Below are 26,943 nucleotides of genomic sequence, written 5' to 3' on the forward strand. Positions count from 1 at the left end.
GACTAGAGTCTGTGTTTCACAGAACGAACGTGAAAGGTCGGCTGCCGCGTGGAATTCACCGAACTGGCCGACTACCCCATCTCCGCCGGCACCATCACCGAGTGGATTCCGAGCGTCGGTCCGCACGCGTCGACGCCCGAGACAGCCGGCTGGCAGGACGATCCACGTCCCACGTCGCACGTTCACGAAGCACACCTGCGCAGAACTCTCGCCAACCCGACGGCTGGTCGCGAGTCGTGGTTGGGCACCGCGTTCGAGTGTCCCGGACCGCTCGACAAGAAGGCTTTCCGCGCGGCGGTCCTCGCGTGGATCGATCGCCACGAAGGCATGCGCACCAACGCATCGATCGACCCGGATTCCGGTGTCCTCACCCGGGTCACCGCACCGGTCGGAGCCACCGACATCTGGGTCATCGAGCAGGACACCACCACGCGGTCCGACGAGGTGTTCGAACACCTGCAGCATCTCTTCGACGAGTACACCTCTCCCCTCGCCTGGCCGTCCTACGCGTTCGTCACCCTCGAGCCGACTTCCGGCAGTGTTGCCGACCGGCCTTCGGACCACCCGCAGGACACCTTCACCGTGTTCTTTGCGGCCGACCACTCCATCATCGACGGTCTGTCCGTCGTCTTGATCGCCCACGAACTGACCATGCTCTACGAGGAGGCTCGCACCGGAGAGCCCGCTGGTCTGTTCGGGACGCGCAGCTATCTCGATTTCGGTGTCGCCGAGCGCGCCGCGATCGCCGGTGTCGGCCGTGACCACGTCGCCGTCGCCGAGTGGCGCAGATTCTTCGATCACTGCGGCGGCACCTTCCCACCCTTTCCCGGCGACATCGGCGACCCTCGAGGACGCGTCGCACCTCAGGGTGGCCTGTCGGCGTGGATTCTCGACAGTCGCGAAGCCGACGCATTCTCGATCGCCTGCCGAAAGCTGGGACAGGGGTTCTTCGCCGGACTCATGGCCGCCATGGCCCTGGCGGCACTGCAGTCGTCGGGAAGCACACGCTTCGCCACGGTCACTCCGGTGCACACGCGATACGACCCGTCGTGGGCTGCCTCCCTGGGATGGTTCGTCGGCGTCAGCCCACTCGCGTTCGACGTCGACGAATCGGACACGTTCGGCGACGTCATCTCCCGAGCGCAGTCGGAAGTGGCGCGCGTCAAGGACGTCGCTCGAATCCCGCTCGACGTCGTGATGGATCGACTCGCAATACAGTCCGATCCCGAATTCGTCGTCTCCTTCATGGACGTGCGATTCGCACCCCACGCCGACAGATGGCCGAGCATCAACGCGCGAGCGCTGCGCAGCAGAAAGTACGACCACGACGTCTACGTCTGGCTCAATCGGACGCCTCAAGGACTCAACATCGCGGTGCGGTTTCCCAGCACCGAGCAGGCGAGCAGTGCGGTCCACACCTTCGTCGGCGCGCTGCGCAGCGTGCTGAACACCGTGTCCGCCACCGGTACGGCCACGACCGTACGACCGTCTTCCGACGGCGCCGTCGTTACCGGCGGGTAGCTCCCTTTTCGCGTGCGCCATCGGCGATCCCCTGTCGGTGCGCCGACTTTCACCACATACACTCCGAACCAAGTTGTTGTCCGTCCGCACGTAGTCACGCGGATCCGTCTTTGTCGTCACAGGAGGCACCGTTGCCCAGTCATGCCAGCGCGCACATCACCAAAGTTCTCGTTGCGAACCGGGGTGAGATCGCAGTACGCGTGATCAGGGCTGCAGCCGATGCAGGCCTCAAGAGCGTTGCCGTCTATGCCGAACCGGACGCCGACGCGCCGCACGTGAGGCTGGCCGACGAGGCGTTCGCGCTCGGGGGCCAGACGTCCGCCGAGTCATACCTGTCCATCGAGAAGTTGATCGACGCCGCAGCGAAGTCCGGAGCCGACGCCGTCCACCCGGGCTACGGGTTCCTGTCCGAGAACGCCGACTTCGCCCAGGCCGTCATCGACGCCGACCTCATCTGGATCGGCCCCTCGCCGCAGTCCATCCGCGATCTCGGCGACAAGGTCACCGCCCGCCACATCGCCACCCGCGCCAAGGCCCCGTCGGTTCCGGGCACCTCCGAGCCGGTGAAGGACGCGGACGAGATCCTCGCGTTCGCGGACGAGCACGGTCTGCCCATCGCCATCAAGGCCGCGTTCGGCGGCGGTGGCCGCGGGATGAAGGTCGCCCGCACCCGCGAGGAGATCCCCGAGCTGTTCGATTCGGCCACCCGCGAAGCGGTATCGGCGTTCGGCCGCGGGGAATGCTTCGTCGAGCGGTACCTCGACAAGCCGCGTCACGTCGAAGCGCAGGTCATCGCCGATCAGCACGGCAACGTCGTCGTCGCCGGAACACGTGACTGCTCGCTGCAGCGCCGCTTCCAGAAACTCGTCGAAGAAGCCCCCGCGCCGTTCCTCACCGACGACCAGCGCGCACAGATCCACGCGTCCGCCAAGGCCATCTGCAAGGAAGCCGGGTACTACGGCGCCGGCACCGTCGAATACCTCGTCGGCCAGGACGGACTCGTGTCGTTCCTCGAGGTCAACACGCGCCTGCAGGTCGAGCACCCCGTCACCGAGGAAACGTCCGGCATCGACCTCGTGCTGCAGCAGTTCCGCATCGCCAACGGCGAAGAACTCTCCATCACCGAGGACCCGACTCCGCGCGGACACTCGTTCGAATTCCGCATCAACGGCGAGGACGCCGGCCGCGGCTTCCTCCCAGCACCCGGACCCGTCACCTCCTACTCGGCGCCGTCCGGGCCGGGCGTGCGCGTCGACTCCGGTGTCGAATCGGGATCGGTCATCGGTGGACAGTTCGACTCGATGCTCGCGAAGCTGATCGTCACCGGCGCCACCCGCGAGGAAGCGCTCGCCCGCTCGCGTCGGGCCTTGGCCGAGTTCGACGTCCAAGGACTTGCGACCGTGATCCCCTTCCACCGCGCGGTCGTCTCCGACCCCGCGTTCATCGGCGACGGTAAGAGCTTCTCCGTGCACACCCGGTGGATCGAAACCGAGTGGGACAACACCGTCGAGCCCTTCACCGGTGGAGCCCCGATCGAAGAGGACGACGCGCTGCCCCGTCAGAACGTCGTCGTCGAGGTCGGTGGCCGCCGAGTCGAGGTCTCGTTGCCCGGTCAATTCTCCGTCGGTTCCGCCCCCGCCGCGGAGGGTGGTATCCGCCGTAAACCCAAGTCGCGTAAGCGTGGTGCGGCCGGCGGCGCCGCCGCGTCCGGCGACGCCGTCACCGCCCCCATGCAGGGCACCGTCGTCAAGGTCGCCGTCACCGAGGGTCAGGAAGTCGTCACAGGCGACCTGATCGCGGTCCTCGAGGCCATGAAGATGGAAAATCCCGTCACCGCCCACAAGGACGGTGTCGTCACCGGGCTCACTGTCGAGCCCGGCTCCGCCATCACGCAGGGAACCGTTCTCGCCGAACTGAAGTGACGGTGCGAGCGGCCCTCTTCGACGTCTTCGGGACCGTTGTCGACTGGCGCACGGGCATTGCGGGGCACGTCGACGAGTGGATGGACACTCGGGGTGTGACGGGTGTCGATTCGTTCGCGTTCGCCGACGAGTGGAGATCTCGATACGACCCGTCCATGCGGGAGGTCCGCGAGGGTCGGCGCCCGTTCGCGCGATTGGACGTCCTCCACCGGGAGAACCTCGTCGAGGTGCTACTCAGCCACCGGATCACCGCGTCCGACGACGACGTCGATGCGCTGAACTCGTCTTGGCATGCGCTGCCCGCCTGGCCCGACTCCGTCGCCGGGATCACGCGTATGAAGTCGGCCATGATCGTGGCGCCGCTGTCGAACGGCAACGTGTCCCTGCTGCTGGACATGGCGAAGGCGGCAGGGATTCCGTGGGATGCCGTGCTGGGCGCCGAAGTCGCTCACGCCTACAAGCCGACCCCCGACGCGTACCTCCGGACCGCCGACATCCTGGGACTCGCACCGGAGGAGTGCCTGATGGTGGCCGCCCACAACTCGGACCTGAAGGCCGCGCAGCAGTGCGGATTCGGGACGGCGTTCGTGCGCAGGCCGACCGAGCACGGCCCGTCACAGACGGTCGATCTCGAGGCGGGCGGGCAGTGGGATCACGTGGCCGACAGCATGGAAGACCTCGCCACCGCGCTGGGTTGCTGAACGGCCGGGCGCTCAGCGAGAACTGTTGTCGGCGCGGCGTACGACCCGCCGAGTCCCCATGTGCGGGCGCACGATGAGGAACACACCCGCGGCCGCCAGGACGACCTGGACGGTCGGTGCGTGCACTTCCAGCACGATGATCTGCCACAGGACCCAGCCGACGGTGAGAATCCCGATCCCGACGACGGGGCGCGTGGTGTTCGGGAAATCGACGAGAATGGCGGCGCCGCAGACCAACGGCGCAATTCCGAGCGCAACCAGAACGAAGAGTCCGGCCCAGCGGTAGTCCCAGGTGTGCCACGCCGGCAGCATGTCCACCCGCAGTCCCAACGTGCGCCCCGACGAGTCCGACACCAGTGCCGTTCCGTTGAACAGGCCGGCGGCGCCCAGCAGTGTCAGCACAGCGCCGTCCAGTGCCTTCCTCATACCAATCGATCGACCGCAGCCGACCGATTGTTACGGTTCGCGCTCGTCGGGGAAGTCGTGATCCCCACCGTCGGCCAGGTCGCCACACTGCACGGCGACCACGTCGACGCGCCCGGAGAGGAACGCACGAGCACCCTCGTCACCCACCGCACGTGCCGCCGCGTCCCGCCACCACCGACGCGCCATCACGACCGGGTGACCGGGGACGTCGCCGAACATGGCCCGCGCCAATCCCGTCTCCGAGTCCATCGCTGCCGCAACCACTCTCGTCACCACGTCGACGCCGACGTCCGGCGTGTCGACGGGCATGATCACGGCGTACTCGACCGGCAGGGGTCGGCACGCGTCGAGGCCGACCCGCAGCGACCCGCCCATTCCGCTCGACCAGGCTTCGTTGACCGCCACCGTCACGCCGTCCGGGACGCCGACCACCGCTGCGCCCATCACGACGATCACCGAGTCGCACCCGCTCAGCGCGTCGATGGCCGCGACGAGCCAACGACCGTCGTGAGCGAGCACCTTGGGCATCCCGTACCGGCTTCCGGCGCCGGCCGCGAGGACCACGCCGCAGGTACCCACCGCTGCGCTCACCCCACCAGTATTGCGTCTCGACTCGCGGTAACGGCGTTCATGGTCGATTCTGGTAGTTACGAAATTTCTCCTGCAGCGTGGCAGGGGTCGGGCGAACAACCTCAGTGAGGCATCTTTCATGTCGTCTGAAACTCCAGTACGCGTCAAAAAGACTCACCCTGTCGACGAGGTACTTCCTGTACCCAAGCTTGCCGCGTACGGGTTCCAGCACGTCGTCGCGTTCTACGCGGGCGCCGTCCTGGTTCCCATCATCATCGGCAGTGCGATCGGGCTGACCAACGAACAACTGATCCATCTGATCAACGCCGACCTGTTCACCTGCGGAATCGCGTCGATCATTCAGTCGGTGGGAATCTGGAAGATCGGCGTCAGACTCCCTCTGCTGCAGGGCGTCACCTTCGCCGGCGTGTCCCCGGTGATCGCAATCGCGATGGCGAACGGTGGCGGTACCGACGGACTGCTGTACGTGTACGGCGCGGTCATCGTGGCGGGGCTGGTCACGTTCTTCATCGCGCCCTGGTTCAGCAGGCTGCTGCGGTTCTTCCCGCCGGTCGTCACCGGCACCGTCATCACGATCATCGGCGTGGCACTGCTCCCCGTCGCCGTGAACGACGCGGTCACCAACCCCATCACACACGAGCAGGACCCCACGAACGGGCGATGGATGGCCTACGCCATCGGCACGTTGCTCATCATCGTGCTGATTCAACGGTTCTTCAAGGGCTTCATGGCGACCATCGCAGTCCTGCTCGGACTCGTGATCGGGTCCGCGGTCGCATTCGTGTTGGGCGACATGAACTTCGACGGAACGTCCGAGGCGTCGTGGGTCGGCTTCACCCAGCCGTTCCTGTTCGGTGCCCCCAAGTTCAGCGTGGTGGCCATCATCTCGATGATCGTCGTCATGCTCATCATCGCGGTCGAAACAACCGGAAGTGTCTACGCCACAGCGGAAATCGTCGGCAAGCGCGTCAAGAAGGAAGACATCGCGGCCACGCTGCGAGCAGACGGTGTCGCCACCGTCATCGGCGGAACATTCAATTCGTTCCCGTACACGGCGTTCTCGGAGAACGTGGGGCTGGTGCGTCTGACCGGAGTACGTAGCCGCTGGGTCGTGGCGACGGCCGGCGGCATCATGATTCTGCTGGGGCTGCTGCCGAAGACTGCGGCGGTTGTGGCGTCCATCCCGTCACCGGTTCTCGGTGGCGCCGCGCTCGCCCTGTTCGCCACCGTGGCCGTGGTGGGTATCCAGACATTGTCGAAGGTCGATTTCACCGACCACCGCAACCTGATCATCGTGGCCACCAGTCTGGGCTTGGCAATGCTGGTCACGATTCAGCCGACGGTGTCCGAAGGCGTTCCCGATTGGCTTGCCATGCTGTTCGGCAGTGGCATCGTGCTCGGCGCGGTCTCTGCGATCGTGCTCAACGTGCTCTTCTTCCACATCGGGCCGAATCGCGGACCTGCCGTCGCCGGCGAACCCGGCAAGGCCATCACCCTCGACCAGGTCAACGAGATGACCCCCGAGAAGTTCGCGGAGACCTTCGGCGGTCTGGTCCAGGGCACGCCGTGGGTGGTCGAGCGCGCCTTCGAGCAGAAACCGTTCGCGGACGCGCACGCACTGCGCGAGGCGTTCCAGGATTCACTCTTGGCCGGCACCACCGAGGAACAGCTGGCGTTGATCGGATCGTTCCCCGACCTCGGAAGCGAGGATCCCACCGGCATCGCATACGCGAAGGACCACACGTCGCTGAGCAACCTGGAGGAAGACCAGCACGACAACGTGGTCGAACTCGCTGGTGCATACCGCGAGCACTTCGGTTTTCCGCTCGTGATCTGTGCACGCGAGACGGAGCGCTACGACCGCGTGCTGGCCAACGGATGGGCGCGCATGGAGAACTCGGAGAGTGCCGAGCGCTCGTTCGCCATGATCGAGGTCGCCAAGATCGCCAATTACCGTTTCGACGATCTCGTCGCCGACGCCAATCCGATTTCGGCCGCACGGTTCGGTCGCCTCAGCGAGCTGAGCTGATCTGTGGCGCTACACGAATGGATCGGTCTGAAGGGTTTCAACAATCTGTCCGATCGCGCCGCGATGCATGCGTTGTTCGAATGCTGTTCGTCGCTGATCTGGGCACGACGCGTGGCGATGCGCCGACCCTTCGACACCCGTGACGCCCTGTTCGAACGAGCGGACCGCGTGCTGGCCGAGATTCCGGAAGCCGAGCTCGACCATGCTCTGGACGGACACCCGAGAATCGGTGGGCGGGTGAACAACTCGTCGTCACAGCGAGAGCAGGCTGCTGTCGCTTCGGCGGACCGACAGGTCCTCGACGCTCTGGCGGCCGGCAACCGGGCCTACGAAGCGAAGTTCGGACACGTCTATCTCGTGTGTGCCACCGGAAAGTCGGCGGCCGAGTTGCTGAGTATCCTCGAGGACAGGATGGACAACGACGCCGAGACCGAACGCCGGGTGATGCGCGTGGAGCTGGCGAAGATCAACAGGATCCGGCTGGATCGGATGCTCGGAGAGGACAAGACCGGGTGAGTGTGAGTACACATGTTCTCGACGCCGCGAAAGGCGTTCCGGCCGCCGGTGTTCCGATCACCCTGACCGACGCGGACGGCGTGGTGCTCACCTCGTCGGCAACCGATTCCGACGGTCGAGCCAAGGACCTGCTGCCCGAGGATGCCGATCCCGGTGTCTATCGCCTGACCTTCGACACAGGGCACTGGTTCGACTCGGTCGGGGTGGTCGGCTTCTACCCCGAAGTGACCATTTCGTTCACCATCGTCGACCCGACGATTCATCATCATGTGCCGTTGTTGTTGTCTCCCTTCGCATTCTCCACTTACAGAGGAAGTTGACCACCGTGACCGACCTGACCGGCAACATCGTTCTCGGCGCGAATCAGTACGGCAAGGCCGAGAATCGCGTCGTGCGCATCTACCGCGATGCACCGCGTCACGAGATCCACGACATCAACGTCTCCTCCGCTCTGCGCGGCGACTTCTCGGCAGCGCACCTGGCCGGAGATCAGTCCGAGGTCCTGCCGACGGACACGCAGAAGCAGACGGCCTACGCGTACGCCAAGGAGAAGGGACTGCGCAACCTCGAGAGCTACGGTCTCGATCTCGGACGGCATTTCGTGGACGACACCGTCCCGGTCCAGAGCGCCCGCATCGAACTGGAGGAATACGCGTGGGAGCGCGTCACGGTCGGCGGCAAGGAGCACGATCACACCTGGGTCCGCAAGGGTCAGGAGACGCGCGTGGCGTCGGTGACCGTGGAGGGCAAGGGTGACGCCCAGAAGACCTGGGTCACCAGCGGATTCAAGGATCTGGTCATCCTCAAGTCCACCGGAAGCGAGTTCGCCGGATTCCTGGAGGATTCGTACACGGTCCTCGAACCCACCCACGATCGCGTCATGGCCACATCGCTGGAAACCAGATGGCGCTACACGAGAACCGACGTCGACTGGGACGCAACGTACACAGGTGCGAAGCAGGCCATGGTGGAACGGTTCGCCGACGTGCAGTCGCTCGCCCTCCAGCAGACGCTCTTCGAGATGGGCAAGGCGGTGCTCGAGAAGTATCCGTTCATCGCCGAGATCCGGATGTCGGCGCCCAACAAGCACCACTTCGTCTACGACCTCTCGCGTTTCGGTCTCGAGAACCCCAACGAAGTGTTCAACGCCGACGACCGGCCGTACGGGCTGATTCAGGCCACGGTCGAACGAGACGACGCACCCGACGCCGGCCCCGCCTGGCGCACCTACAGTGTGGTGGGCTGAGCAGTGGTGTTCAGAGCAGTGGCACCGAAGACAGGTTGATGATCGATGGATCTCGGAACCGTCAGCGAGGTCGTGCGGGCGCGCTCGCGGGACGATCTCCGCACGGTCGGCGGTGACACCGCCGTCGTGGCGGGTGCCACCTGGATGATGTCGGAGCGGCAGAACCACATACGCCGCCTCGTCGACATAACCGACCTCGGATGGACTCCGATCACCGTCCGCGACAACGGACTCGAGATTGCCGCCACCTGCACGCTGACCGAACTGCTCGGCGCCGAGCTACCCGCCCCGTATTCGTCGGTGTCGACACTCGTGAGCCAATGCTGCGATGCGGTTCTCCTGTCCTTCAAGGTGCAGCAGTTCGCCACGGTCGGCGGGAACATCTGTCTGGCTCTGCCGGCCGGGGCGATGACGTCGCTGTGCGCGGCGCTCGACGGACAGGCCCTTGTCTGGGCGGCGGACGGAACCGACTACGTGATACCCGTCGCCGATCTGGTGACGGGCGCGGTTCGGACCTCACTGAACGACGGTGATGTCCTACGCAGCATCAGCATCGCCGATTCGGCCTTGCGTGCTCGCACGGCGTTCCGCAAGGTGGCGCTCGCACCCCGTGGCCGCTCGGGGGCGGTCGTGATCGGGCGGGTGGACCCGAACGGCGACTTCGTGCTCACCGTCACCGCCGCGACGGACCGGCCGTATCAGGTCCGCCTCGCCGAGGTCCCCGACGCGCGTCACATCGGCAACGTGTTGTATTCGGTTGTACCGGAATCGAGTTGGTACGACGACGTGCACGGCGATCCGGACTGGCGCCGCCACGTGAGCGGGGCGGCGGCCCGCGAGATCTGCGAGGAGTTGAGATGAGGTTCGACGTCAACGGCACCGGTGTGGAACACACTCCGGCTCCCGGTCAGTGCCTGCGCACGATGCTCCGCGACCTCGCCCATTTCGAGGTCAAGAAGGGGTGCGACGCAGGCGATTGCGGGGCGTGCTCGGTTCTGATCGACGGCAAGGCAGCGCACTCGTGCATCGTGCCGGCGTACCGGGCCGAGGGAAAGACCATCACTACCGCAGCCGGGCTCGGCTCGCCGGGCGACCTCCATCCCGTCCAGCGCCGGTTCGTCGAGGCGGGCGGGTTCCAGTGCGGCTTCTGCACGGCAGGCATGGTCGTGACCGCGTCGACTTTTTCGCCGAGCCAATCCGACGATCTCGACACCTCGCTCAAGGGAAACCTGTGCCGCTGCACCGGATATCGAGCCATCGAGGATGCCGTGCACGGCGTCGTCAACGTCGAGCGACCCTGCCGCGGCCCCTCGACCGGTCATGGAGTTCCCGCCCCGGCCGGCGAGCGAATCGTCACCGGACGTGAGCCGTACACGATGGACGTGGCACCCCCGGGCCTGCTGCACATCGCGGTGTTGTCGAGTCCGCACGCCCACGCCAGGATCACGTCCATCGACACGACGAAGGCGTTCGAGGTCGAGGGCGTCGTCGACGTCATGACTCACGGCGACGCACCCGACGTCGCGTTCTCCACGGCCCGTCACGAGGTTCGCTACGACGATCCCGACGACACTCTGGTCTTCGACACCGTCGTGCGACACGTCGGTCAACGGGTCGCGGCCGTGGTCGCGGAGAGCGTGCTCGCCGCCGAAGAGGCCTGTCGGCGAATCGAGGTGGGGTACGAGGTCCTCCCCGCCGTGTTCGATCCCGTCGAAGCATGCGCCCCCGGTGCCCCCGTGATCCACGACGATAAGGGTCCACAGGCCCGAATCGCGGACCCTGCACGCAATCTCGTGGCCGAGCTCCACGGAAGTTCCGGTGATGTCGACGCCGCGGTCGCGACGTCGGCGGCGTCGGTGACCGGCACCTGGCGAACCGGTCGGGTACAGCACGCGCACCTCGAAACGCACGGAGCTCTGGCGTGGCACGACGAGAGCGGCAGGCTCGTCGTCCGTACCAGCTCGCAGGTGCCGTTCCTCGTCCGCGACGAGCTGTGCCACATCTTCTCTCTCCGCCCCGACGACATTCGCGTCTTCACCACCCGCGTGGGCGGGGGGTTCGGCGGCAAACAGGAACTGCTCACCGAGGATCTGGTGACCCTGGCGGCAATGCGCACCCGCCGCCCGGTCTCGTACGAGTTCAGCCGGTCGGATCAGTTCACCAAAGCACCGTGCCGCCACCCCATGAGCGTGACCGTCACGGCGGCCGCCGACGCCGACGGCATCCTGACCGCCCTGGCCATCGACGTGGTCAGCGACGCGGGAGCCTACGGGAACCACAGTGCCGGCGTCATGTTCCACGGGTGCGGCGAGTCGGTGGCGATCTACCGGTGCGCCAACAAGCGAGTCGACGCGAAAGCGGTGTACACGAACAACATTCCGTCCGGGGCGTTCCGTGGATACGGTCTCGGACAGGTCATGTTCGGCATCGAGTCCGCCATGGACGAACTGGCGCGCAAGGTGCACGTGGACCCCTACGAATTCAGGCGTCGCAACGTGGTGGTCCCGGGCGACCCGTTCGTCGATGCGCACGTCGAGGACGGCGACCTGCTCTACGGCAGTTACGGTCTCGACCAATGCATCGACCTGGTCGACGACGCGATGAAGCGCGACGAGGGCCTCCCGCCGCCGGACGGGTGGTCCGTGGGCACGGGGATGGCCGTCGCCATGATCGCCACCATTCCGCCTCGCGGACACCGCGCCGACGCGTCCATCGAACTGCGTTCCGACGGAACGTATCTCGCGCGCGTCGGCACCGCCGAGTTCGGCAACGGAACCACCACGGTGCACACTCAGATCGCCGCCTCGGAACTCGGCACGTCGGTCGACAACATCCTCGTCGCACAATCGGACACGGACGCCACGACGTACGACACCGGGGCGTTCGGATCGGCCGGCACCGTCGTGGCCGGCAAGGCGCTTCTGCTCGCCGCCGCGACACTGAAGTCCACACTGCTCACCATCGCGGCCGAGATGACCGGGGAGTCCGACGGAACGCTGACTGCGACCGGAGTTCGCTTCACCGATCTCGAGGTCGCGCTGCCCGACATTGCGGCCCGCGCAGGAGGGTCGCTGACCGAGATCGGCCGGCACGACGGCTCTCCCCGCTCGATTGCGTTCAACGTGCAGGGTTTTCGGGTTGCCGTGCACGCGCAGACGGGTCGGGTGAAGATTCTGCGCTCGGTGCAGAGCGCAGACGCCGGGACGGTGATGAATCCTGTGCAGTGCCGCGGACAGGTCGAAGGTGGTGTCGCGCAGGCAATCGGAACTGCGCTCTACGAGGACATGCGAACGGACGCCACCGGCGCCGTCACCACGACCACGCTGCGCAACTACCACATTCCGCAATTCGCGGACGTGCCCCGCACCGAGGTGCTCTTCGCCGATACTTACGACGCCATCGGCCCGCTGGGAGCGAAGTCGATGAGTGAATCCCCGTACAACCCGGTGGCTCCGGCTCTGGCCAACGCCATCAGGGATGCGACAGGTGTACGCCTGCACAGCCTTCCGATGACGACGGACCGCATCTGGCGGGCACTTCAGGAGTCGTAGAACGTCTGCAGAATGATCGTGCTGCGCGTGCGCACGTTCGCCGTCGAGCGGATCAGTTGCAGAAGTCGCTCGAGGTCACGCGGGCCGGTGACCCGAACGAGAAGGACGTAGCTCTCGTCGCCTGCCACCGAATGGCACGACTCGATTTCCGGAATCTCCTGGAGCCGAGCGGGAGCGTCGTCCGGTGCCGCGGGATCGAGCGGGGTGATGGCCACGAAGGCCGACAGCATGTGCCCCAACGATTCTGGGTCGACTCGCGCCGTGTAGCCCAGAATCACCCCGCGCGCTTCGAGACGGCGCACCCTGGACTGGACCGCCGACACGGACAAGCCTGCTTTGTCGGCGAGCGCGGCGAGCGTGGCCCGGCCGTCCCCCACCAGCTCGGACACCAGCAGGCGATCCGTCGGATCGAGAATGTCGGACATCGGCCCAACGCTAGCGGATCGGATCAGGTGAACATCGGCGGTAGGACCAGAACCATGATCGTGGACCAAGCGACGTGGGTGAGGATCGGTGCCAGGATGCCGCCCGATGCTCGACGTTCCAGACCGAGGACGAAACCGAGCAGGATGGCCGCGAACGCGAGCATCGGGTTGCCGGTGGCGAGTGTGGCGATGGTGTAGATGACGGTCGAGATGACCACCGGCCGCTTGCGTCCGATCGCGGCGAACAGCGCGCCGCGGAAGAAGATCTCCTCGGCGACGCCGTTCAGCAAGGCGATGAAGACGATGAGTGGGAGCGATCCCTGTGTCGCATACGCCAACACGCTCGCAATGAAATCACGCAGCGGAGGGATTTCACGGACGATGAGCCCACCGACGACGAACACCGCTCCGGCTGCGAGGCCGATCGCGATGGGCGTCACGATGGGCCGCCGAAGATGTCCTGCGAAGTTGATGCTGCCGAGGTGCAGTGGGCCGGACAGGAATCCGCCGACGATCCACACCAGAGCCACGCCGATGGTGAGTGGGTAGAAGGCAGTGTCGCCCGGGTCGACGTTCAGGGATATACCCAGGAGCGTCGCGCCGAGAATCAGGACTATCGTCACCACTATTCGGCGACGGAGGAACGCGCGATCGGATTCGGTGTGGTCTCGGTCGACCTTGTCCACCAATGCCGATCGAACGGTGCTTTCGAACCTGGTACGCAGCGAGGTCATCGATCGTCTCCTCGGGTGGGTCGTCGCACCACAGACCGTACTCGATCGGCCACCGCCTCGAGTACGTCGAGGTTCGTGCGGACGACCGGAGCGACCGGCCACTTGTAGAGGATTGCCCCGGCGCCCAGGCCTTCTAGCACCTTCCAGCCGTCGCGGGTCACGACTTCGCCGGCGCGGCGGCGAATGCTGGCCTCGTCGCCGCCGGTCCACACCGCGTCGGAGTCCACCAACCGCAGCGTGTCCGGCGTCGCGCCGATCGGCTTCGGCACCGCGTGCTGTCCGACGAGGCTGCGACGCATCGCGTCAGCGACGCTCGTGAGACCTCCCGGCGGATCGGGAATGTAGGACCTGATCCGGTCGTCCGATGCGGTCATCGAATTCTGCAGCGACGCAACGAGATCTTCGGCGAGTCCCGCCGGCACCGGAATGATGCGCCCGATGACGGCTGCGGCCAACGACATCGGGACAAGCGGTACCGGGACACCGACACGGCGCAATCCCGCTGCCCGCACGTACGAGAACACCAGCTCGCTGTACGGCATGACGTCGGCGCCGGAGATGTCGTAGGACCCCGGCGGCAGGACGTCGTCCGCCGAGGCGATCAGGTAGTGCATGACGTCGTCGACCGCGATGGGCTGCACGTCCTTGTTCAACCACGTGGGCAAAGGGACGACCGGCAGCCGGTCCGAGAGGTACCGGAGCATCTCGAAGGACGTCGACCCGGCGCCGAGCACGATGGCCGCCTGCAGGCACACCACCTCGATGCCGCCCACCTCCAGGGCGCGACCCACCTCCGCGCGGCTCGCGAGGTGCTCGGAGAGCTGTTCGCCACGCGGAACGAATCCGCCGAGGTACACGATGCGTCGCACGCCGGCGTCACGCGCGGCTTCTGCGAAGTATCGGGCCGACCGCATGTCGACGTCGCGATAACCGGCCTGCCCGATCGCGTGCACCAGGTAGTACGCCACGTCGATGTCTCCGACTCGATCGAAGGCCGCCGTGCACGATCTCTTGCTGGTCACGTCCATCTTGGTCGTCGTGACGTCGCCGTACCAGTCGAAACGCTGCAGGCTGTCGGGGTGGCGGCTGACCGCGACCACGTCCTCTCCCGCCTCGCGCAGAGCGGCGACGAGTCGGGACCCGATATATCCGGTTGCACCGGTGACCAGAGCTGTCATGTCTCCGACATTACGGCGCATCGAGCCAGGTCACCGCGTGAGGATGGTCGCACCGAACCGATGCCGCCAATGCGTGTCGGTGAACGCCGGAATGGGTACAAGATGACGTTATGTCGACCGTGCCGCGACCACCCGACCGCCCTCCGGGCTTCCCGCTCCCCCGATCCCCGCACCCCCGATCCCCGCACCCCCTGCCCTCCCCGCCCGCACCGCGGCGGATCACGTTCACGATTCCGACGCCGGGCGACCTGGTCGCCGTCGTGCGAGGAACCGTTCTGTGGTCGCTCGACACGGTGGCCCTCGTTGCCTCGCTGCCCGCGCGCATCGACGGCTTGTTCGCCCAGCTCGACGCGCTGCTGGCGAAGGTAGAGGCGATCACCGAGAGCGCGGCGGGTGTGATCGTCGACGTCGAGCGCACCACCATCGACGCGTCGAAAGTGGTCACCGGAGCGTCCGAGGCATCGGCCGTGGCGCAGCGCCTGATCGGCGAACTCGAGCCCATCGCAGACGCCGGACTGCCTCTGGGGCGCAAATTCGTCGAGAACTTCTCCGAGGCCGAGCTCGACGCCGCGATCAAGATGGTGGACCAGTTACCCGAGTTGATGACGCGAATGGAAGCCCTGATGCCCATTCTCGCGACCATGGATTCGGTGGCGCCGGAGTTGCACCAACTTCTCGAGGTCACCACCGATGTGCGCCGCGCTGTCATCGGCATCCCCGGTTTCAAGTTCTTCCGCAACCGCGGCCAGGACAAGCTCGACGACGAGCAGCCTTGACGTCGGTGGGACGGGACGTGTCGGTGGGTCGGGGCACAATGAGGTCGTGAGCAAAACCAGGAAGGGCGCAGACACTGCGGACGGCGCTGCCGGAGTCCTCTCTCGGTTCTCCGAATCCACACGCACCTGGTTCGACGGCGCGTTCCCCGCTCCCACTCCTGCTCAGCTCGGGGCCTGGGATGCCATTTCCAGCGGCGCGCACACCCTCGTCGTCGCTCCCACCGGATCGGGCAAGACACTGTCGGCCTTCCTGTGGGCTCTCGACCGCCTCGCCTCCCGAGGGGAGGACGAGCCTCGCGGCACCCGCGTGCTGTACATCTCACCGCTCAAAGCGCTGGCGGTCGACGTCGAGCGCAACCTCCGCGCACCCCTCGTCGGCATCACGCAAACGGCAAAGCTGCACGGCCTCGTACCGCCGCAGATCTCGGTGGGAGTGCGGTCGGGTGACACCACACCGGCTGATCGGCGGCTGCTGATCAAGACCCCACCCGACATTCTGATCACCACCCCCGAGTCGCTGTTTCTGATGCTCACCTCGGCGGCCCGCGAGACACTCGAATCCGTCGACACCATCATTGTCGACGAGGTTCACGCCGTCGCCGGAACCAAACGTGGCGCGCACCTGGCCCTGTCGCTGGAACGCCTCGACGCCGCACTACAGAAGCCGGCGCAGCGCATCGGGTTGTCCGCCACCGTCCGTCCGCACGAGGAGGTCGGACGCTTCCTCACCGGGTCTGCGCCCATCCGCATCGTGGCGCCTCCGTCCACCAAGACCTTCGAACTATCGGTACGAGTCCCGGTCGAGGACATGACCGAGCTCGGCACCTCGTCGCCGCAGGAGGGATCGGCTTCTGCTGCGCCGCAACAGGGTTCGATCTGGCCGCACGTCGAGGAACAGATCGTCGACATGGTGCTCGAGCACCGTTCCTCGATCGTGTTCGCCAACTCGCGGCGGCTGTCGGAGAAGCTCACCGCACGGCTCAACGAGATCTATTCCGAGCGCCTCGGTGAGGCAGTCGACACCGAGCACGCTCCGCCGTCCCAAGTCGGCGGCGCGTCCGACGTCACCCACGGCGCCGAGACACTGCTCGCCCGCGCGCACCACGGCAGTGTCAGCAAGGACCAGCGCGCCATCATCGAGGACGACCTGAAGTCCGGGCGACTGCGATGCGTCGTGGCCACCAGCAGCCTCGAACTCGGCATCGACATGGGCGCAGTCGATCTCGTCGTCCAGGTGGAGGCGCCGCCGTCGGTGGCCAGCGGTCTGCAACGAGTCGGGCGTGCCGGTCACCAGGTCGGCGAGGTCTCCCGCGGCGTTCTGTTCCCGAAGCACCGCACCGACCTCGTCCACTGCGCGGTCACCGTGCAGCGCATGGCGGACGGCCAGATCGAGGCACTGAAGGTGCCCACCAACCCGCTCGACATCCTGGCGCAACACACCGTCGCAGCGTGCGCACTCGAACCCATCGACGCCGACGAGTGGTTCGACAGCGTCCGCCGAACGGGCAACTTCGCGTCGCTGCCCCGGTCGGCGTACGAGTCGACACTGGACCTGCTGTCCGGCCGCTATCCGTCCGACGAGTTCGCCGAGCTCCGCCCGCGCCTGGTCTGGGACCGCGAAACCGGTTCTCTCACCGGCCGACCGGGTGCCCAGCGCCTGGCGGTCACGTCCGGCGGTGCCATCCCGGACCGCGGCATGTTCACCGTCTTCATGGTCGGCGAGCGCGCCACCCGCGTCGGCGAACTCGACGAGGAGATGGTGTACGAGTCCCGCGTCGGTGACGTCTTCGCCCTCGGCGCCACCAGCTGGCGGATCGAGGAGATCACCCACGACCGAGTGCTCGTCAGCCCGGCGTTCGGTGTGCCCGGGCGGCTTCCGTTCTGGCACGGCGACGGCCCCGGCCGTCCCGCCGAACTCGGTGAGGCGCTCGGTGGGTTCCTGCGTGAGAGTTCGGACGAGGACGCACTGCGAGAACGTCTGGTGGCCAGCGGCCTGGACGTCAATGCCGTCACCAATCTCGTTTCGCTGCTGGCGGAACAGCGCGCGGCAACGGGGAACCTTCCCACCGACAAGACGCTGGTCGTCGAGCGCTTCCGCGACGAACTCGGTGACTGGCGTCTGATTCTGCACTCACCGTACGGCCAGAAGGTGCACGCACCGTGGGCGCTTGCGGTGGGCGCCCGGTTGATCGAACGATTCGGCATCGACTCGTCTCCCACCGCGTCGGACGACGGCATCATCGTGCGTCTCCCCGATACCGAGGACGCCCCGCCCGGCGCCGAATTGTTCGTGTTCGATCGCGACGAGATCGCGGACATCGTGACCGAGCAGGTCGGCGGTTCCGCGCTGTTCGCGTCGCGCTTCCGCGAGTGCGCAGCACGAGCGCTGCTGCTCCCCCGCCGCAACCCGGGCAAGCGTGCGCCGCTGTGGCAGCAGCGTCAGCGGGCGGCTCAATTGCTGGACGTGGCAAAGAAATACCCGTCGTTCCCCATCCTGCTCGAGACGGTGCGTGAGTGCCTGCAGGACGTCTACGATCTGCCCGCTCTCGAAGAGTTGTGCACTCGCATCGCCCGCCGCCAGATTCGGGTGATCGACGTCGAGACGGACTCACCGTCGCCGTTCGCGACGTCATTGCTGTTCTCCTACGTCGGGCAGTTCATGTACGAGGGCGACTCGCCCTTGGCCGAGCGCCGCGCCGCTGCCCTGACTCTCGACGCGTCCCTGTTGGCCGAGCTGCTCGGCCGCGTCGAACTCCGTGATCTGCTGGACGGCGACGTTGTCACCACCACCGAAGCAGAGCTGCAGAGACTGCCCGAGGACCGACGCGCGCGCGACGTCGAAGGGGTCGCGGATCTCCTCCGCATCCTGGGTCCGCTGACCACCGACGAGGTGGTGGCGAGGACGGTGCCGGACGGCGCCGTTCCGGAGTGGTTGCAGCAGTTGGTGACGTCACGCCGCGCGATGGACGTCTCTTTCGCGGGTTCGCACTGGTGGGTGGCCATCGAGGACGCGAGCCGATTGCGCGACGGCCTCGGTGTCCCCCTTCCCATCGGGGTTCCGGATGCGTTCATCGAACCGGTCGACGATCCGATGGGCGATCTGGTCAGCCGGTACGCCCGCACACACGGCCCGTTCACCACCGCCGACGTCGCGTCCCGGTTCGGTATCGGCGCCGCGGTGGCCCGCGACGCGCTGCATCGGTTGGCCGCGCAGAAACGAGTCGTCGAAGGTGAGTTCCGTCCCGGCGCAACCGGATCCGAATGGTGTGACGCAGAAGTGTTGCGCCGCTTGCGTCGTCGCTCGCTCGCCGCGGCGCGGCACGACGTCGAGCCCGTGTCGGTCGGGACCCTCGGCCGGTTCCTACCGTCGTGGCAACACGTCGGCGGCAAGTTGCACGGGATCGACGGGGTCGCGACGGTCGTGGAACAGCTTGCCGGCGTGCCGGTTCCGGCCTCGGCCTGGGAATCGCTGATCTTTCCCTCGCGTGTTCGTGACTACTCCCCTGCCATGCTCGACGAGCTCACCGCTACGGGCGAGGTCTTGTGGTCCGGACACGGCGCAATCTCGTCGAAGGACGGGTGGGTGTGCTTGCACACTGCAGACGCGGCTCCGCTCACGCTCACCGAACCACCGGACGCCGAGCTAACCGACGTACAGGAGCGGATCCTGGGTGCGCTCGCCGGCGGCGGCGCGTATTTCTTCCGGCAACTCTCCGATTCCGTGCAGAGCATCGACGACGACGCCGTGGTCGCCGCGTTGTGGGATCTGGTGTGGACGGGTCGGCTGACGAACGACACGTTCGCCCCGCTACGAGCGTTGCTGCACGGGTCCGCCAAATCCGCGCCCAGTCACCGTCAAGTGCGCCGCACACCGAGGACGCGCTCCTATCGCCGGTTCGAACGCCCGTCGCTGCCGACCCGCACCGGACCGCCCTCGGCGGGAGGACGGTGGGCGTTGCTGCCGGAGGCCGAACACGACCTCACCGTTCGCGCGAAAGCCACCGCAGACATCTTCTTGGAACGGTACGGAGTGGTCACTCGTGGGTCGGTCATGAGCGAAGGTGTTCCGGGCGGGTTCGGCGCCATGTACAAGGTGCTCTCCACCTTCGAGGACAGCGGTCGCGCCCGGCGTGGGTACTTCGTCGATTCCCTGGGTGGAGCACAGTTCTCGACGTCCGACGTGGTCGACCGGCTCCGCAACGAGAGCGAGCGCACATCCGGCGCAGTCGCTCTCGCGGCCACCGACCCGGCCAATCCGTTCGGTGCAGCACTCACCTGGCCGAAGGGTCCTACCGAGGCAGGTTCCGGCCACCGGCCCGGCCGCAAGGCCGGTGCCATCGTGGTTCTGGTCGAAGGAGACCTGGTGCTCTACGTCGAGCGCGGCGGGAAGTCGGTACTGACGTTCACCGAGGATCGGGACGTGCTGCAGTCCGCGGCGGCGGCCCTGGGCAAGCTCGTCACGCAGCGATCCGTCGATCGCATCCTGATCGAACGCACGGACGGTTCCGACATCCACGGCAGCGTGTTCGCGTCCATCCTCACCGAGGCGGGGTTCTCCGCCACGCCGCGCGGCCTTCGGATCAGGGCGTAGTACGTGCCCGAAGGCGACACCGTCTGGCGGACGGCCAACTCTCTACGCGACGCCCTTGTCGGGCGCCAACTCACCGTCTGCGATGTGCGCGTACCTCGCTACGCCACAGTCGATTTGACGGGATCCGTTGTCGACTCGGTCGATTCGCGGGGCAAACATTTGCTGATACGGGTGGGCGACAAGGTGATCCATTCGCATCTGAAGATGGAAGGCGCGTGGCACGTCTACGTACCGGGCACCAAGTGGCGCAGACCGGCCTACCAAGCACGCATCGTCCTCGCGAACACCGAGCGCACGGCGGTGGGGTTCGAACTCGGCGTGGTCGAGATCTTGGACGACGACGACACTGCGGTCGGCTACCTCGGGCCGGACCTGCTCGGGGACGATTGGGACGCATCCGTCGCGGCCGCCAACCTCGAAGCCGACCCTGCTCGGCCGGTCGGATTGGCGCTGTTGGACCAGCGCGTGATCGCCGGCCTGGGCAACGTCTACCGGAACGAGGTCTGCTTCCTCCGGGGGGTGCGGCCCACGACTCCGGTTGCGCGCGTGGGAGATATCGGCAAGCTCGTCGACGTCTCGTTCCGCACCATTCACGCGAACAAGCATCGCAACGGCCGCACCATGACCGGTGACCTGCGCCCCGGGCGGCAGTTCTGGGTGTACGGGCGCGAGAACAAGCCGTGCCGCCGCTGTGGAGCGCGGATCGTCTTCGGCCACCTCGGCGACAATCCGCTCGAGGAGCGGCAGATCTACTACTGCCCGCGCTGCCAACGCTGACACACATTCACAGCCGGCTCCCAGCTTCGAGTCATGCTCCGCTCAGCCGAGGGAGTCAGAGTGGTGTCACACCCACTCACAAAGGAATTTCATGGCAACCGCATTCTTCGCCGTCGGCCTTCTGCTCGTGATGGCCCTGTCGGGATACGTGGCTGCGCAGGCTCCGCGCACCCTGGTGCAGACCACGGACGCAGCTCACCGCGACCACCGATTCACCTCGAGGCGCTGACGTCGGCCTGATGAGCCCGATACAACCGATCGACCGCCTCCACGGCGACCGATTCGTCCACCGTTGCGAAGCAGAGCCGAGCAGCGTGACCGAAGGCCGGTTCGGATCCGAAGGCCGCACCCGGCACGTAGGCGACGCCGTGGTCGGTCGCCGTCGACAGCATCGCCGACGTGTCCGTTCCGTCGGTGAAGGCCGCCCAGACGAACATGCCGCCCGTGGGATCGTCGAACTCGACCGACGACCCGAACGCCGACGTCAACGCGCCGGTCAATGCCCGACACCGTGATCGGTACGCGCGGCGGAGGCCGCCGAGGTGCTCGTCCAACCACTCCGTGTCGTCGAGCAAGTCGGCCGCGACGGTCTGCGTCAAGGACGACCCGCACAGATCGGCGCCCTGCTTGAACAACTCGACCGCTGCGGCCACCGGATAAGGCGCCGTCATCCAGCCCACTCGCAGAGTCGGCGCCAGGATCTTCGACGCGGACCCCAACCGGACCACCCGATCCGAGTGGATCGGTTCCGGCGGAGGAGCGTCGAACCAGATCTCGCCGTAGGGGTCGTCCTCGATCATCCAGAACCCGTACCTGTCCGCGAGATCGGCCAGCCCCTGGCGCCGACCGGCAGACAGGGTCACACCGCGTGGATTGTGAAAGTTGCTGACGGTGTGCACGATTCGTGGTCTGACACCTGTTCCGAGCAACGCCTCGAGCGCATCGATGTCGGTGCCGTTCGCGTCGACCGGGACAGCCCGGATCTCGGCTCCCGCCGCGGCGAACACCTGGAGCGCTCCGGTGTACGCCGGGGCGTCGACGATCACCACGTCGCCCGGGTCGATCAACACGGTGCCGAGCAAACTCAGGGCCTGTTGGGAGCCGTGGGTGACCACGACGGAGGCGACGTCGACCGGTGACCCGGTGCGCCGTGTCTCCCGTTCCGCGATCACGGCCCGCAGTCGGCGCACACCGGAGGTCTCCGAGTACTGCAGCACGCCGGCGGCGTCGAATGCGCGCGACGCCGCGTCGCGAATTCTCCTGTGTGGCATCAGTTCCGGTGCAGGCAGGCCGCCGGCGAGCGAGATGACGTCGTCGCGTGCGGTCAGCGTGAGCAGGTCACGAATCGCCGATCCGCGGACCTGCGAAGTGCGGTGAGCGAGGGGTGGAAGCATGCGGGCTCCTGAGTGTGGACGGGACGAGGAGCGACATCGCTCGCTCGTCGGTTCACGGAGCGGGACTTCAGTCGAGACGCGCCTGTGGTGGGGCGCATCTCGACTGTACAAAGCGAATCCAGAATGTGAAACCTGCGTCTCACCTGATGGGACTATCCCAGATCGTCGTGACGCATCAGCTGACGAGCCGCCTCGGTGATCGATCCGGTCAGCGACGGGTACACCGAGAACGTCTGTGCCAGATCACTGACCGACAGATTGTTCTGTACCGCAATAGCAATGGGCAGAATGAGCTCCGATGCCGTCGGCGCCACGACCACACCGCCGATCACCACACCGGTGGCCGGTCGGCAGAAGATCTTCACGAAACCGCGCCGCAGGCCCGACATCTTGGCGCGCGGATTCGTGTTCAGCGGCAGCATCACCGTGCGCGCCGGCACCTCACCGTTGTCGATGGCGGACTGGCTGACACCCACGGTGGCGATCTCGGGCCGCGTGAACACGGCCGACGCCACCGTCTTGAGCTTGATGGGGCTGACACCCTCGCCGAGTGCGTGGTACATCGCGATGCGACCCTGCATGGCGGCAACGGACGCCAGCGGCAGCAGCCCGGTGCAGTCGCCGGCGGCGTAGACGCCGGTGACCGAGGTCCGAGACACCCGATCCACGCGCAGGTATCCGCCACGATCGAGCTCGATGCCGACTCGATCCAGACCGAGGTCGTTCGTGTTGGGGACCGAACCGACAGTCATCAGCGCGTGCGAACCCTCGACCGTCTGGCCGTCGGACATCTTGACGATGACGCCCACGGCGGTCCGCTCCACGGCGTCGGCGCGCGCATGCTTGATCAGCGTGACGCCGCGCTCGTTGAACGCATCCTCGAGCACGAGGGCGGCGTCGGCGTCCTCACCGGGCAGGACGCGGTCCCGGCTCGACACCACCGTGACCTTGACACCCATCTCGGTGTAGGCGGAGACGAACTCGGCGCCGGTGACGCCGGACCCGACCACCACGAGATGCGTCGGCAACTCCTCCAGGTCGTAGAGCTGGCGCCAGTTGAGGATCCGCTCGCCGTCCGGTTCCGCACCGGGCAACACGCGTGGGCTTGCGCCGGTGGCGATCAGTACCACCTCGGCGTCGAAGATCTTCTCTTCACCCGTCGACAGCTGAGCCTCGATCTTGTGCGCCGCCAAGCCGGTCTGCGTGTCGATCAGCCGTGCCCGCCCCGCCAGCACCGTCACCCCGACGGTCTGCAACCTGGTGCGAATGTCCGCGGACTGCGACAGCGCCAGTGCTTTCACACGCGCGTGGATCTGCGGCAGCGACACCTCCGCCTGTGACGGTTCCAGGTTGATGCCCAGATCGGTCGCGCGGCGCATCTCGGTGCGAATACCCGTCGACGCGATGAACGTCTTCGACGGGACGCAGTCCCAGAGCACGCATGCGCCTCCGACGCCGTCGGAATCGATCAATGTGACCGACCCGCCGTGTTGTGCGGCCACCAACGCGGCCTCGTAGCCCGCTGGTCCGCCACCGATGATCACGATTCGGGTCATTCGTCCTCCGCCTGCGTCTGGGATCGCCATGTGCACGTTTCGTCGGGATGCAACGCTATTGCACGACCCGTTCGTCGCGCACCTCACCCTGACCGATCGCGGTCCGAGACCGCTCGACGCGGCAAGACCGTTTAGGCTGACCGCCGTGCCGATCTACGCCGCTTACGGTTCCAACATGCATCCCGAGCAGATGCTCGAACGCTGCCCGCACTCTCCGGTCGCGGGGACGGGGTGGCTGCCGGGCTGGCGGCTGACGTTCGGCGGCGGCGACATCGGCTGGGAGGGCGCTCTCGCCACCATCGTGGAGGACCCCGCATCGAAGGTGTTCGTGGTGCTCTACGACGTCCCGCTCGAGGACGAGGAGAGCCTGGACCGCTGGGAGGGATCCGAGCTCGGGATCCACCGCAAGATCAGGCTTCGTATCGACACCGGTGACGGCCCGATGCTGGCCTGGATGTACGTGCTCGACGCCTACGAGGGTGGCCTGCCGTCGGCGCGCTATCTGGGCGTGATGGCCGAGGCAGCCGAGATCGCAGGCGCCCCGGCCGACTACGTGCGAGACCTCCGCACCCGCAACAGCCGGAACGTGGGACCCGGAACCATCTGAGCTCCGGCCGCCCTCCCCGGGCAACAGCTAGGCGGGCTCGTCCGAGATCCCCAGCGCCAGGTTCGTCATCACCCGCACGCCCACCGCAAGCGCACGTTCGTCGAGGTCGAATGTGGGTTGATGGATGTCGAGCTGCGGTCCGACCCCGGACCACACCCCGAGCCGTGCCATCGCGCCGGGAACGTGTTCGAGGTACCACGAGAAGTCTTCACCGCCGCCGGACTGCGCCGTGTCCGCCAACGCATCCGGGCCGGATGCACGGATCGCATTCTCGAACCGGCGCGTCGCGGCCTCGTCGTTGACGACCGGCGGAACACCGCGGCGGTAGTTCACTTCGAACTTGACGCCGGTGGGAGCGAGCACACCCGCCACGATCTCGTGAACCAGCGGTTCGAGCAACGCCCAGGTCTCGTGGTCGCCGGTGCGGACGGTGCCGGTCAGCATCCCCTTCTGCGGGATCGCGTTCGGCGCCTGGCCGGCCACGACCGCGCCCCACACCATCACCGTGCTGGTCCGCGGGTCCACCCGACGGCTGAGCAGTCCGGGCAGGCCCGTGATCACGGTTCCCAGTGCGTACACCAGGTCCGACGTCAGGTGGGGGCGCGATGTGTGCCCGCCCGCCGAATCGAGACGGAGCTCGACCGTGTCGGCTGCAGACGTGATGGCGCCGACCCGAATGCCGACCTTGCCGACTTCCAGCCGCGGATCGCAGTGCAGAGCGAAGATTTGCGACACGCCGTCCAGAGCTCCCGCGGCGACGAGGTCGATCGCCCCTCCGGGCATCACCTCTTCGGCCGGTTGGAACAGCAGCCGCACCCCCATCGGGAGCTCGGGCAGGTCGGCCAGGGCGAGGCCGGTCGCGAGAAGAATGGTGGTGTGGGCGTCGTGGCCGCAGGCGTGGGACACCCCGGGCACGGTCGACGCGTATTCCGCGCCGGTGAACTCGTCCAGCGGTAGCGCGTCCATGTCGGCGCGCAGGCCGATGCGCGGGCCCGACGGTCCGATGTCGCAGATCAAGCCCGTGCCGGGAAGTCGTCGCGGGGACAGACCTGCCGCAGTGAGCGTGGCGAACACGAACTCGGTGGTGGCGAACTCCTGCCGGGCCAGTTCGGGGTGTGCGTGAATGCGCCGACGCCAGGACACCAGGTCTACGCCGTGTGCGGCGATCCAGGGATCCGCGGGATTTCGGTGCAGCTGGTTCATTGCGCCGCCTTTCGTGTCTGCGCGCCTTCGAGCAGGCGGTCCCGTTGAACGGGATCGGTTGCCGCTGCGATCGCGACGTCGATCAGGGCGCGAGCGCCGTCGAGTACGGCCAGGTCCGCCGACTCGGTGACGCACGCGGCCGCGAATCCGGGTTGATGGGTGACCGATCCCTGCGAATCGAGGCCGATCACCGGATGGATCGACGGAATCACCCGCGACACGTTGCCCATGTCGGTGCTTCCGAGAGGTCGAAAGACTTCCTCCTCCGGCGTCAGCGGAGTGCGCCCGAGCGCGCGAGCCGCCTCGCGGTACGTCTCGACCAGCCAGGGGTCGGGCGTCAGCTCGGTGTAGGTGGGCGAGACGGTCACGACCTCGTGCGTGCATCCCGTGGCGACGGCTCCCGCTTCGAAGCATCCGGAGGCGCGCTCGGTCAGGTTGGCCAACGATTCCGCCGTCTCGGCGCGGAGGTAGTACAGAAGTTCGGTGAGTCCGGGGACGATGTTGGGGGCCGCTCCACCGTTGCTCACGATTCCGTGCACCTGCTGGCCTGGCCGCAGGTGTTGACGCAGGAGTCCCACGGCCACCTGCGCGACGGTGGCGGCGTCCGCCGCGTTGATGCCCCACTCGGGCGCGGCCGAGGCGTGTGCCTCGCGCCCTGTGTAGCGAACGGCTATGTCTGCCAACGCAAGCGATCGCGCGCCCGCCACGTCGAACGGTCCGGGATGGACCATCAGGGCCAAGGCGACGCCGTCGAACACTCCGTGGTCGAGCATGACGACCTTGCCGCCGCCGGATTCCTCGGCAGGCGTACCCAGCACACGGACGGTGATTCCGAGGGCATCGGCGACGGACGCGAGCGCGATCCCGGTTCCCACCGCGGACGCGGCAATGATGTTGTGGCCGCACGCATGTCCGATTTCGGGGAGGGCGTCGTACTCGGCGCAGACAGCGACGACCAGATCGCCGGAGCCGAAACGCGCATCGAAGGCGGTGGGTAAGCCGGCGACGCCAGGCTCGACGTCGAATCCGGCCTGGCGCAACAGGTCTGCGGTCGCGGCCGAACTGGCAACCTCCTCGAACGCCAGCTCGGGGCGTGCGTGGATGGCGTGTGACAGCGCAACGATGTCGGTGGCTGCCGCGTCCAACCGCGCGCCCGCCCGCTCTCGGTCGTCTGTTCTCTGCACGGATGTCAGTCTGTC

At 66.8% G+C, this 26,943-nt stretch carries 23 protein-coding genes; 14 read left to right on the forward strand and 9 right to left on the reverse strand.

What is annotated here, in order from left to right; genetic code table 11:
• Positions 1-48 precede the first annotated feature (48 nt).
• From IEW02_RS14375 to IEW02_RS14385, 3 genes are all read left to right on the forward strand, one after another.
• Positions 49-1,521, forward strand: a complete 1,473-nt coding sequence (locus IEW02_RS14375) for a condensation domain-containing protein (protein WP_188545537.1) — start codon at positions 49-51, stop codon at positions 1,519-1,521.
• A 131-nt stretch (positions 1,522-1,652) separates the two neighbouring features.
• The gene (locus tag IEW02_RS14380; protein WP_188545538.1) at positions 1,653-3,443 is read left to right on the forward strand and encodes an acetyl/propionyl/methylcrotonyl-CoA carboxylase subunit alpha; all 1,791 of its coding nucleotides are present in this window, start codon (positions 1,653-1,655) and stop codon (positions 3,441-3,443) included.
• On the forward strand, positions 3,440-4,144 hold the full coding sequence (locus IEW02_RS14385) for a haloacid dehalogenase type II (protein WP_229746043.1): 705 nt from the start codon (positions 3,440-3,442) through the stop codon (positions 4,142-4,144). The genes IEW02_RS14380 and IEW02_RS14385 overlap by 4 nt, the downstream gene beginning before the upstream one ends.
• 12 nt (positions 4,145-4,156) lie before the next feature.
• On the opposite strand, the gene IEW02_RS14390 is transcribed toward IEW02_RS14385, so the two are convergent.
• Complete coding sequence (locus tag IEW02_RS14390; protein WP_188545539.1) at positions 4,157-4,570, reverse strand: hypothetical protein; 414 nt, start codon at positions 4,568-4,570, stop codon at positions 4,157-4,159.
• Between the two features lie 30 nt (positions 4,571-4,600).
• On the reverse strand, positions 4,601-5,161 hold the full coding sequence (locus tag IEW02_RS14395; protein WP_229746044.1) for a nucleotidyltransferase family protein: 561 nt from the start codon (positions 5,159-5,161) through the stop codon (positions 4,601-4,603).
• A gap of 118 nt (positions 5,162-5,279) precedes the next feature.
• Between IEW02_RS14395 and IEW02_RS14400 the strand changes: the two genes are divergently transcribed.
• Genes IEW02_RS14400 through IEW02_RS14425 form a run of 6 tightly spaced genes read left to right on the forward strand, consistent with a single transcriptional unit; the run spans position 5,280 to position 12,503 of the window.
• Positions 5,280-7,190 carry a solute carrier family 23 protein gene (locus IEW02_RS14400; RefSeq protein WP_188545541.1) on the forward strand — a complete coding sequence of 637 codons (1,911 nt, stop codon included), beginning with the start codon at positions 5,280-5,282 and terminating at the stop codon, positions 7,188-7,190.
• 3 nt (positions 7,191-7,193) lie between these two features.
• The gene (gene uraD, locus IEW02_RS14405; protein ID WP_188545542.1) at positions 7,194-7,706 is read left to right on the forward strand and encodes a 2-oxo-4-hydroxy-4-carboxy-5-ureidoimidazoline decarboxylase; all 513 of its coding nucleotides are present in this window, start codon (positions 7,194-7,196) and stop codon (positions 7,704-7,706) included.
• The gene (uraH, locus tag IEW02_RS14410; RefSeq protein WP_188545543.1) at positions 7,703-8,026 is read left to right on the forward strand and encodes a hydroxyisourate hydrolase; all 324 of its coding nucleotides are present in this window, start codon (positions 7,703-7,705) and stop codon (positions 8,024-8,026) included. Before uraD ends, uraH begins: the two co-directional genes overlap by 4 nt.
• 5 nt (positions 8,027-8,031) lie before the next feature.
• Complete coding sequence (gene pucL, locus IEW02_RS14415) at positions 8,032-8,952, forward strand: factor-independent urate hydroxylase (protein ID WP_188545544.1); 921 nt, start codon at positions 8,032-8,034, stop codon at positions 8,950-8,952.
• 45 nt (positions 8,953-8,997) lie between these two features.
• Positions 8,998-9,813 carry an FAD binding domain-containing protein gene (locus IEW02_RS14420; RefSeq protein WP_188545545.1) on the forward strand — a complete coding sequence of 272 codons (816 nt, stop codon included), beginning with the start codon at positions 8,998-9,000 and terminating at the stop codon, positions 9,811-9,813.
• Positions 9,810-12,503: a molybdopterin-dependent oxidoreductase gene (locus IEW02_RS14425; protein WP_188545546.1), complete on the forward strand. Its 2,694-nt coding sequence runs from the start codon at positions 9,810-9,812 to the stop codon at positions 12,501-12,503. The genes IEW02_RS14420 and IEW02_RS14425 overlap by 4 nt, the downstream gene beginning before the upstream one ends.
• Here IEW02_RS14425 and IEW02_RS14430 read toward each other — a convergent pair.
• From IEW02_RS14430 to IEW02_RS14440, 3 genes are read right to left on the reverse strand one after another with little or no spacing between them, the layout of a single operon-like run.
• Positions 12,491-12,928 carry an Lrp/AsnC family transcriptional regulator gene (locus IEW02_RS14430; protein WP_188545547.1) on the reverse strand — a complete coding sequence of 146 codons (438 nt, stop codon included), beginning with the start codon at positions 12,926-12,928 and terminating at the stop codon, positions 12,491-12,493. The two genes, IEW02_RS14425 and IEW02_RS14430, sit on opposite strands and share 13 nt — an antisense overlap.
• A gap of 23 nt (positions 12,929-12,951) precedes the next feature.
• Positions 12,952-13,662 carry a CPBP family intramembrane glutamic endopeptidase gene (locus IEW02_RS14435; protein WP_188545548.1) on the reverse strand — a complete coding sequence of 237 codons (711 nt, stop codon included), beginning with the start codon at positions 13,660-13,662 and terminating at the stop codon, positions 12,952-12,954.
• Complete coding sequence (locus IEW02_RS14440; RefSeq protein ID WP_188545549.1) at positions 13,659-14,840, reverse strand: NAD(P)H-binding protein; 1,182 nt, start codon at positions 14,838-14,840, stop codon at positions 13,659-13,661. Before IEW02_RS14440 ends, IEW02_RS14435 begins: the two co-directional genes overlap by 4 nt.
• Before the next feature lie 110 nt (positions 14,841-14,950).
• On the opposite strand from IEW02_RS14440, the gene IEW02_RS14445 reads away from it, so the two are divergent.
• The 4 genes from IEW02_RS14445 (at position 14,951) to IEW02_RS14460 (ending at position 21,213) form a co-directional block, all read left to right on the forward strand.
• Complete coding sequence (locus IEW02_RS14445; RefSeq protein WP_188545550.1) at positions 14,951-15,616, forward strand: DUF2059 domain-containing protein; 666 nt, start codon at positions 14,951-14,953, stop codon at positions 15,614-15,616.
• Positions 15,617-15,662: 46 nt separating this feature from the next.
• Positions 15,663-20,207, forward strand: coding sequence for an ATP-dependent helicase (locus IEW02_RS14450; RefSeq protein ID WP_229746045.1), 4,545 nt, complete (start codon positions 15,663-15,665; stop codon positions 20,205-20,207).
• A 3-nt stretch (positions 20,208-20,210) separates the two neighbouring features.
• Positions 20,211-20,984: a DNA-formamidopyrimidine glycosylase family protein gene (locus IEW02_RS14455; protein ID WP_188545552.1), complete on the forward strand. Its 774-nt coding sequence runs from the start codon at positions 20,211-20,213 to the stop codon at positions 20,982-20,984.
• Between the two features lie 91 nt (positions 20,985-21,075).
• Entirely contained in the window at positions 21,076-21,213 is a 138-nt protein-coding gene (locus tag IEW02_RS14460; RefSeq protein ID WP_188545553.1) for a hypothetical protein, read from the forward strand.
• On the opposite strand, the gene IEW02_RS14465 is transcribed toward IEW02_RS14460, so the two are convergent.
• On the reverse strand, positions 21,197-22,378 hold the full coding sequence (locus tag IEW02_RS14465; protein ID WP_188545554.1) for an aminotransferase-like domain-containing protein: 1,182 nt from the start codon (positions 22,376-22,378) through the stop codon (positions 21,197-21,199). The genes IEW02_RS14460 and IEW02_RS14465 overlap by 17 nt on opposite strands.
• 152 nt (positions 22,379-22,530) lie before the next feature.
• Entirely contained in the window at positions 22,531-23,934 is a 1,404-nt protein-coding gene (locus IEW02_RS14470; RefSeq protein ID WP_188545555.1) for an NAD(P)H-quinone dehydrogenase, read from the reverse strand.
• A gap of 145 nt (positions 23,935-24,079) precedes the next feature.
• Here IEW02_RS14470 and IEW02_RS14475 point away from each other — a divergent pair, with 145 nt between their 5' ends.
• Entirely contained in the window at positions 24,080-24,541 is a 462-nt protein-coding gene (locus IEW02_RS14475) for a gamma-glutamylcyclotransferase family protein (RefSeq protein ID WP_188545556.1), read from the forward strand.
• A gap of 27 nt (positions 24,542-24,568) precedes the next feature.
• Here IEW02_RS14475 and IEW02_RS14480 read toward each other — a convergent pair whose 3' ends face one another.
• Together IEW02_RS14480 and IEW02_RS14485 are read right to left on the reverse strand one after the other, a co-directional pair.
• Entirely contained in the window at positions 24,569-25,744 is a 1,176-nt protein-coding gene (locus tag IEW02_RS14480; protein WP_188545557.1) for a M20 family metallopeptidase, read from the reverse strand.
• A complete protein-coding gene (locus IEW02_RS14485) occupies positions 25,741-26,928 on the reverse strand; it encodes a M20 family metallopeptidase (protein ID WP_188545558.1) in 1,188 nt (395 codons plus the stop codon). The genes IEW02_RS14480 and IEW02_RS14485 overlap by 4 nt, the downstream gene beginning before the upstream one ends.
• Between the last annotated feature and the right edge of the window lie 15 nt (positions 26,929-26,943).

Origin of the sequence: Rhodococcoides trifolii (assembly GCF_014635345.1) — a bacterium.
In the GTDB taxonomy this organism is placed as follows: Bacteria; Actinomycetota; Actinomycetes; order Mycobacteriales; family Mycobacteriaceae; genus Rhodococcoides; species Rhodococcoides trifolii.

Bases quoted from the DNA above. Each gene is read 5' to 3' on its own strand.
- IEW02_RS14390 (WP_188545539.1), bottom strand. From the start codon at position 4,570: ATGAGGAAGGCACTGGACGGCGCTGTGCTGACACTGCTGGGCGCCGCC.
- IEW02_RS14400 (WP_188545541.1), top strand. From the start codon at position 5,280: ATGTCGTCTGAAACTCCAGTACGCGTCAAAAAGACTCACCCTGTCGAC.
- IEW02_RS14420 (WP_188545545.1), top strand. From the start codon at position 8,998: ATGGATCTCGGAACCGTCAGCGAGGTCGTGCGGGCGCGCTCGCGGGAC.
- IEW02_RS14425 (WP_188545546.1), top strand. From the start codon at position 9,810: ATGAGGTTCGACGTCAACGGCACCGGTGTGGAACACACTCCGGCTCCC.
- IEW02_RS14430 (WP_188545547.1), bottom strand. From the start codon at position 12,928: ATGTCCGACATTCTCGATCCGACGGATCGCCTGCTGGTGTCCGAGCTG.
- IEW02_RS14435 (WP_188545548.1), bottom strand. From the start codon at position 13,662: ATGACCTCGCTGCGTACCAGGTTCGAAAGCACCGTTCGATCGGCATTG.
- IEW02_RS14440 (WP_188545549.1), bottom strand. From the start codon at position 14,840: ATGACAGCTCTGGTCACCGGTGCAACCGGATATATCGGGTCCCGACTC.
- IEW02_RS14445 (WP_188545550.1), top strand. From the start codon at position 14,951: ATGTCGACCGTGCCGCGACCACCCGACCGCCCTCCGGGCTTCCCGCTC.
- IEW02_RS14460 (WP_188545553.1), top strand. From the start codon at position 21,076: ATGGCAACCGCATTCTTCGCCGTCGGCCTTCTGCTCGTGATGGCCCTG.
- IEW02_RS14465 (WP_188545554.1), bottom strand. From the start codon at position 22,378: ATGCTTCCACCCCTCGCTCACCGCACTTCGCAGGTCCGCGGATCGGCG.
- IEW02_RS14470 (WP_188545555.1), bottom strand. From the start codon at position 23,934: ATGACCCGAATCGTGATCATCGGTGGCGGACCAGCGGGCTACGAGGCC.
- IEW02_RS14480 (WP_188545557.1), bottom strand. From the start codon at position 25,744: ATGAACCAGCTGCACCGAAATCCCGCGGATCCCTGGATCGCCGCACAC.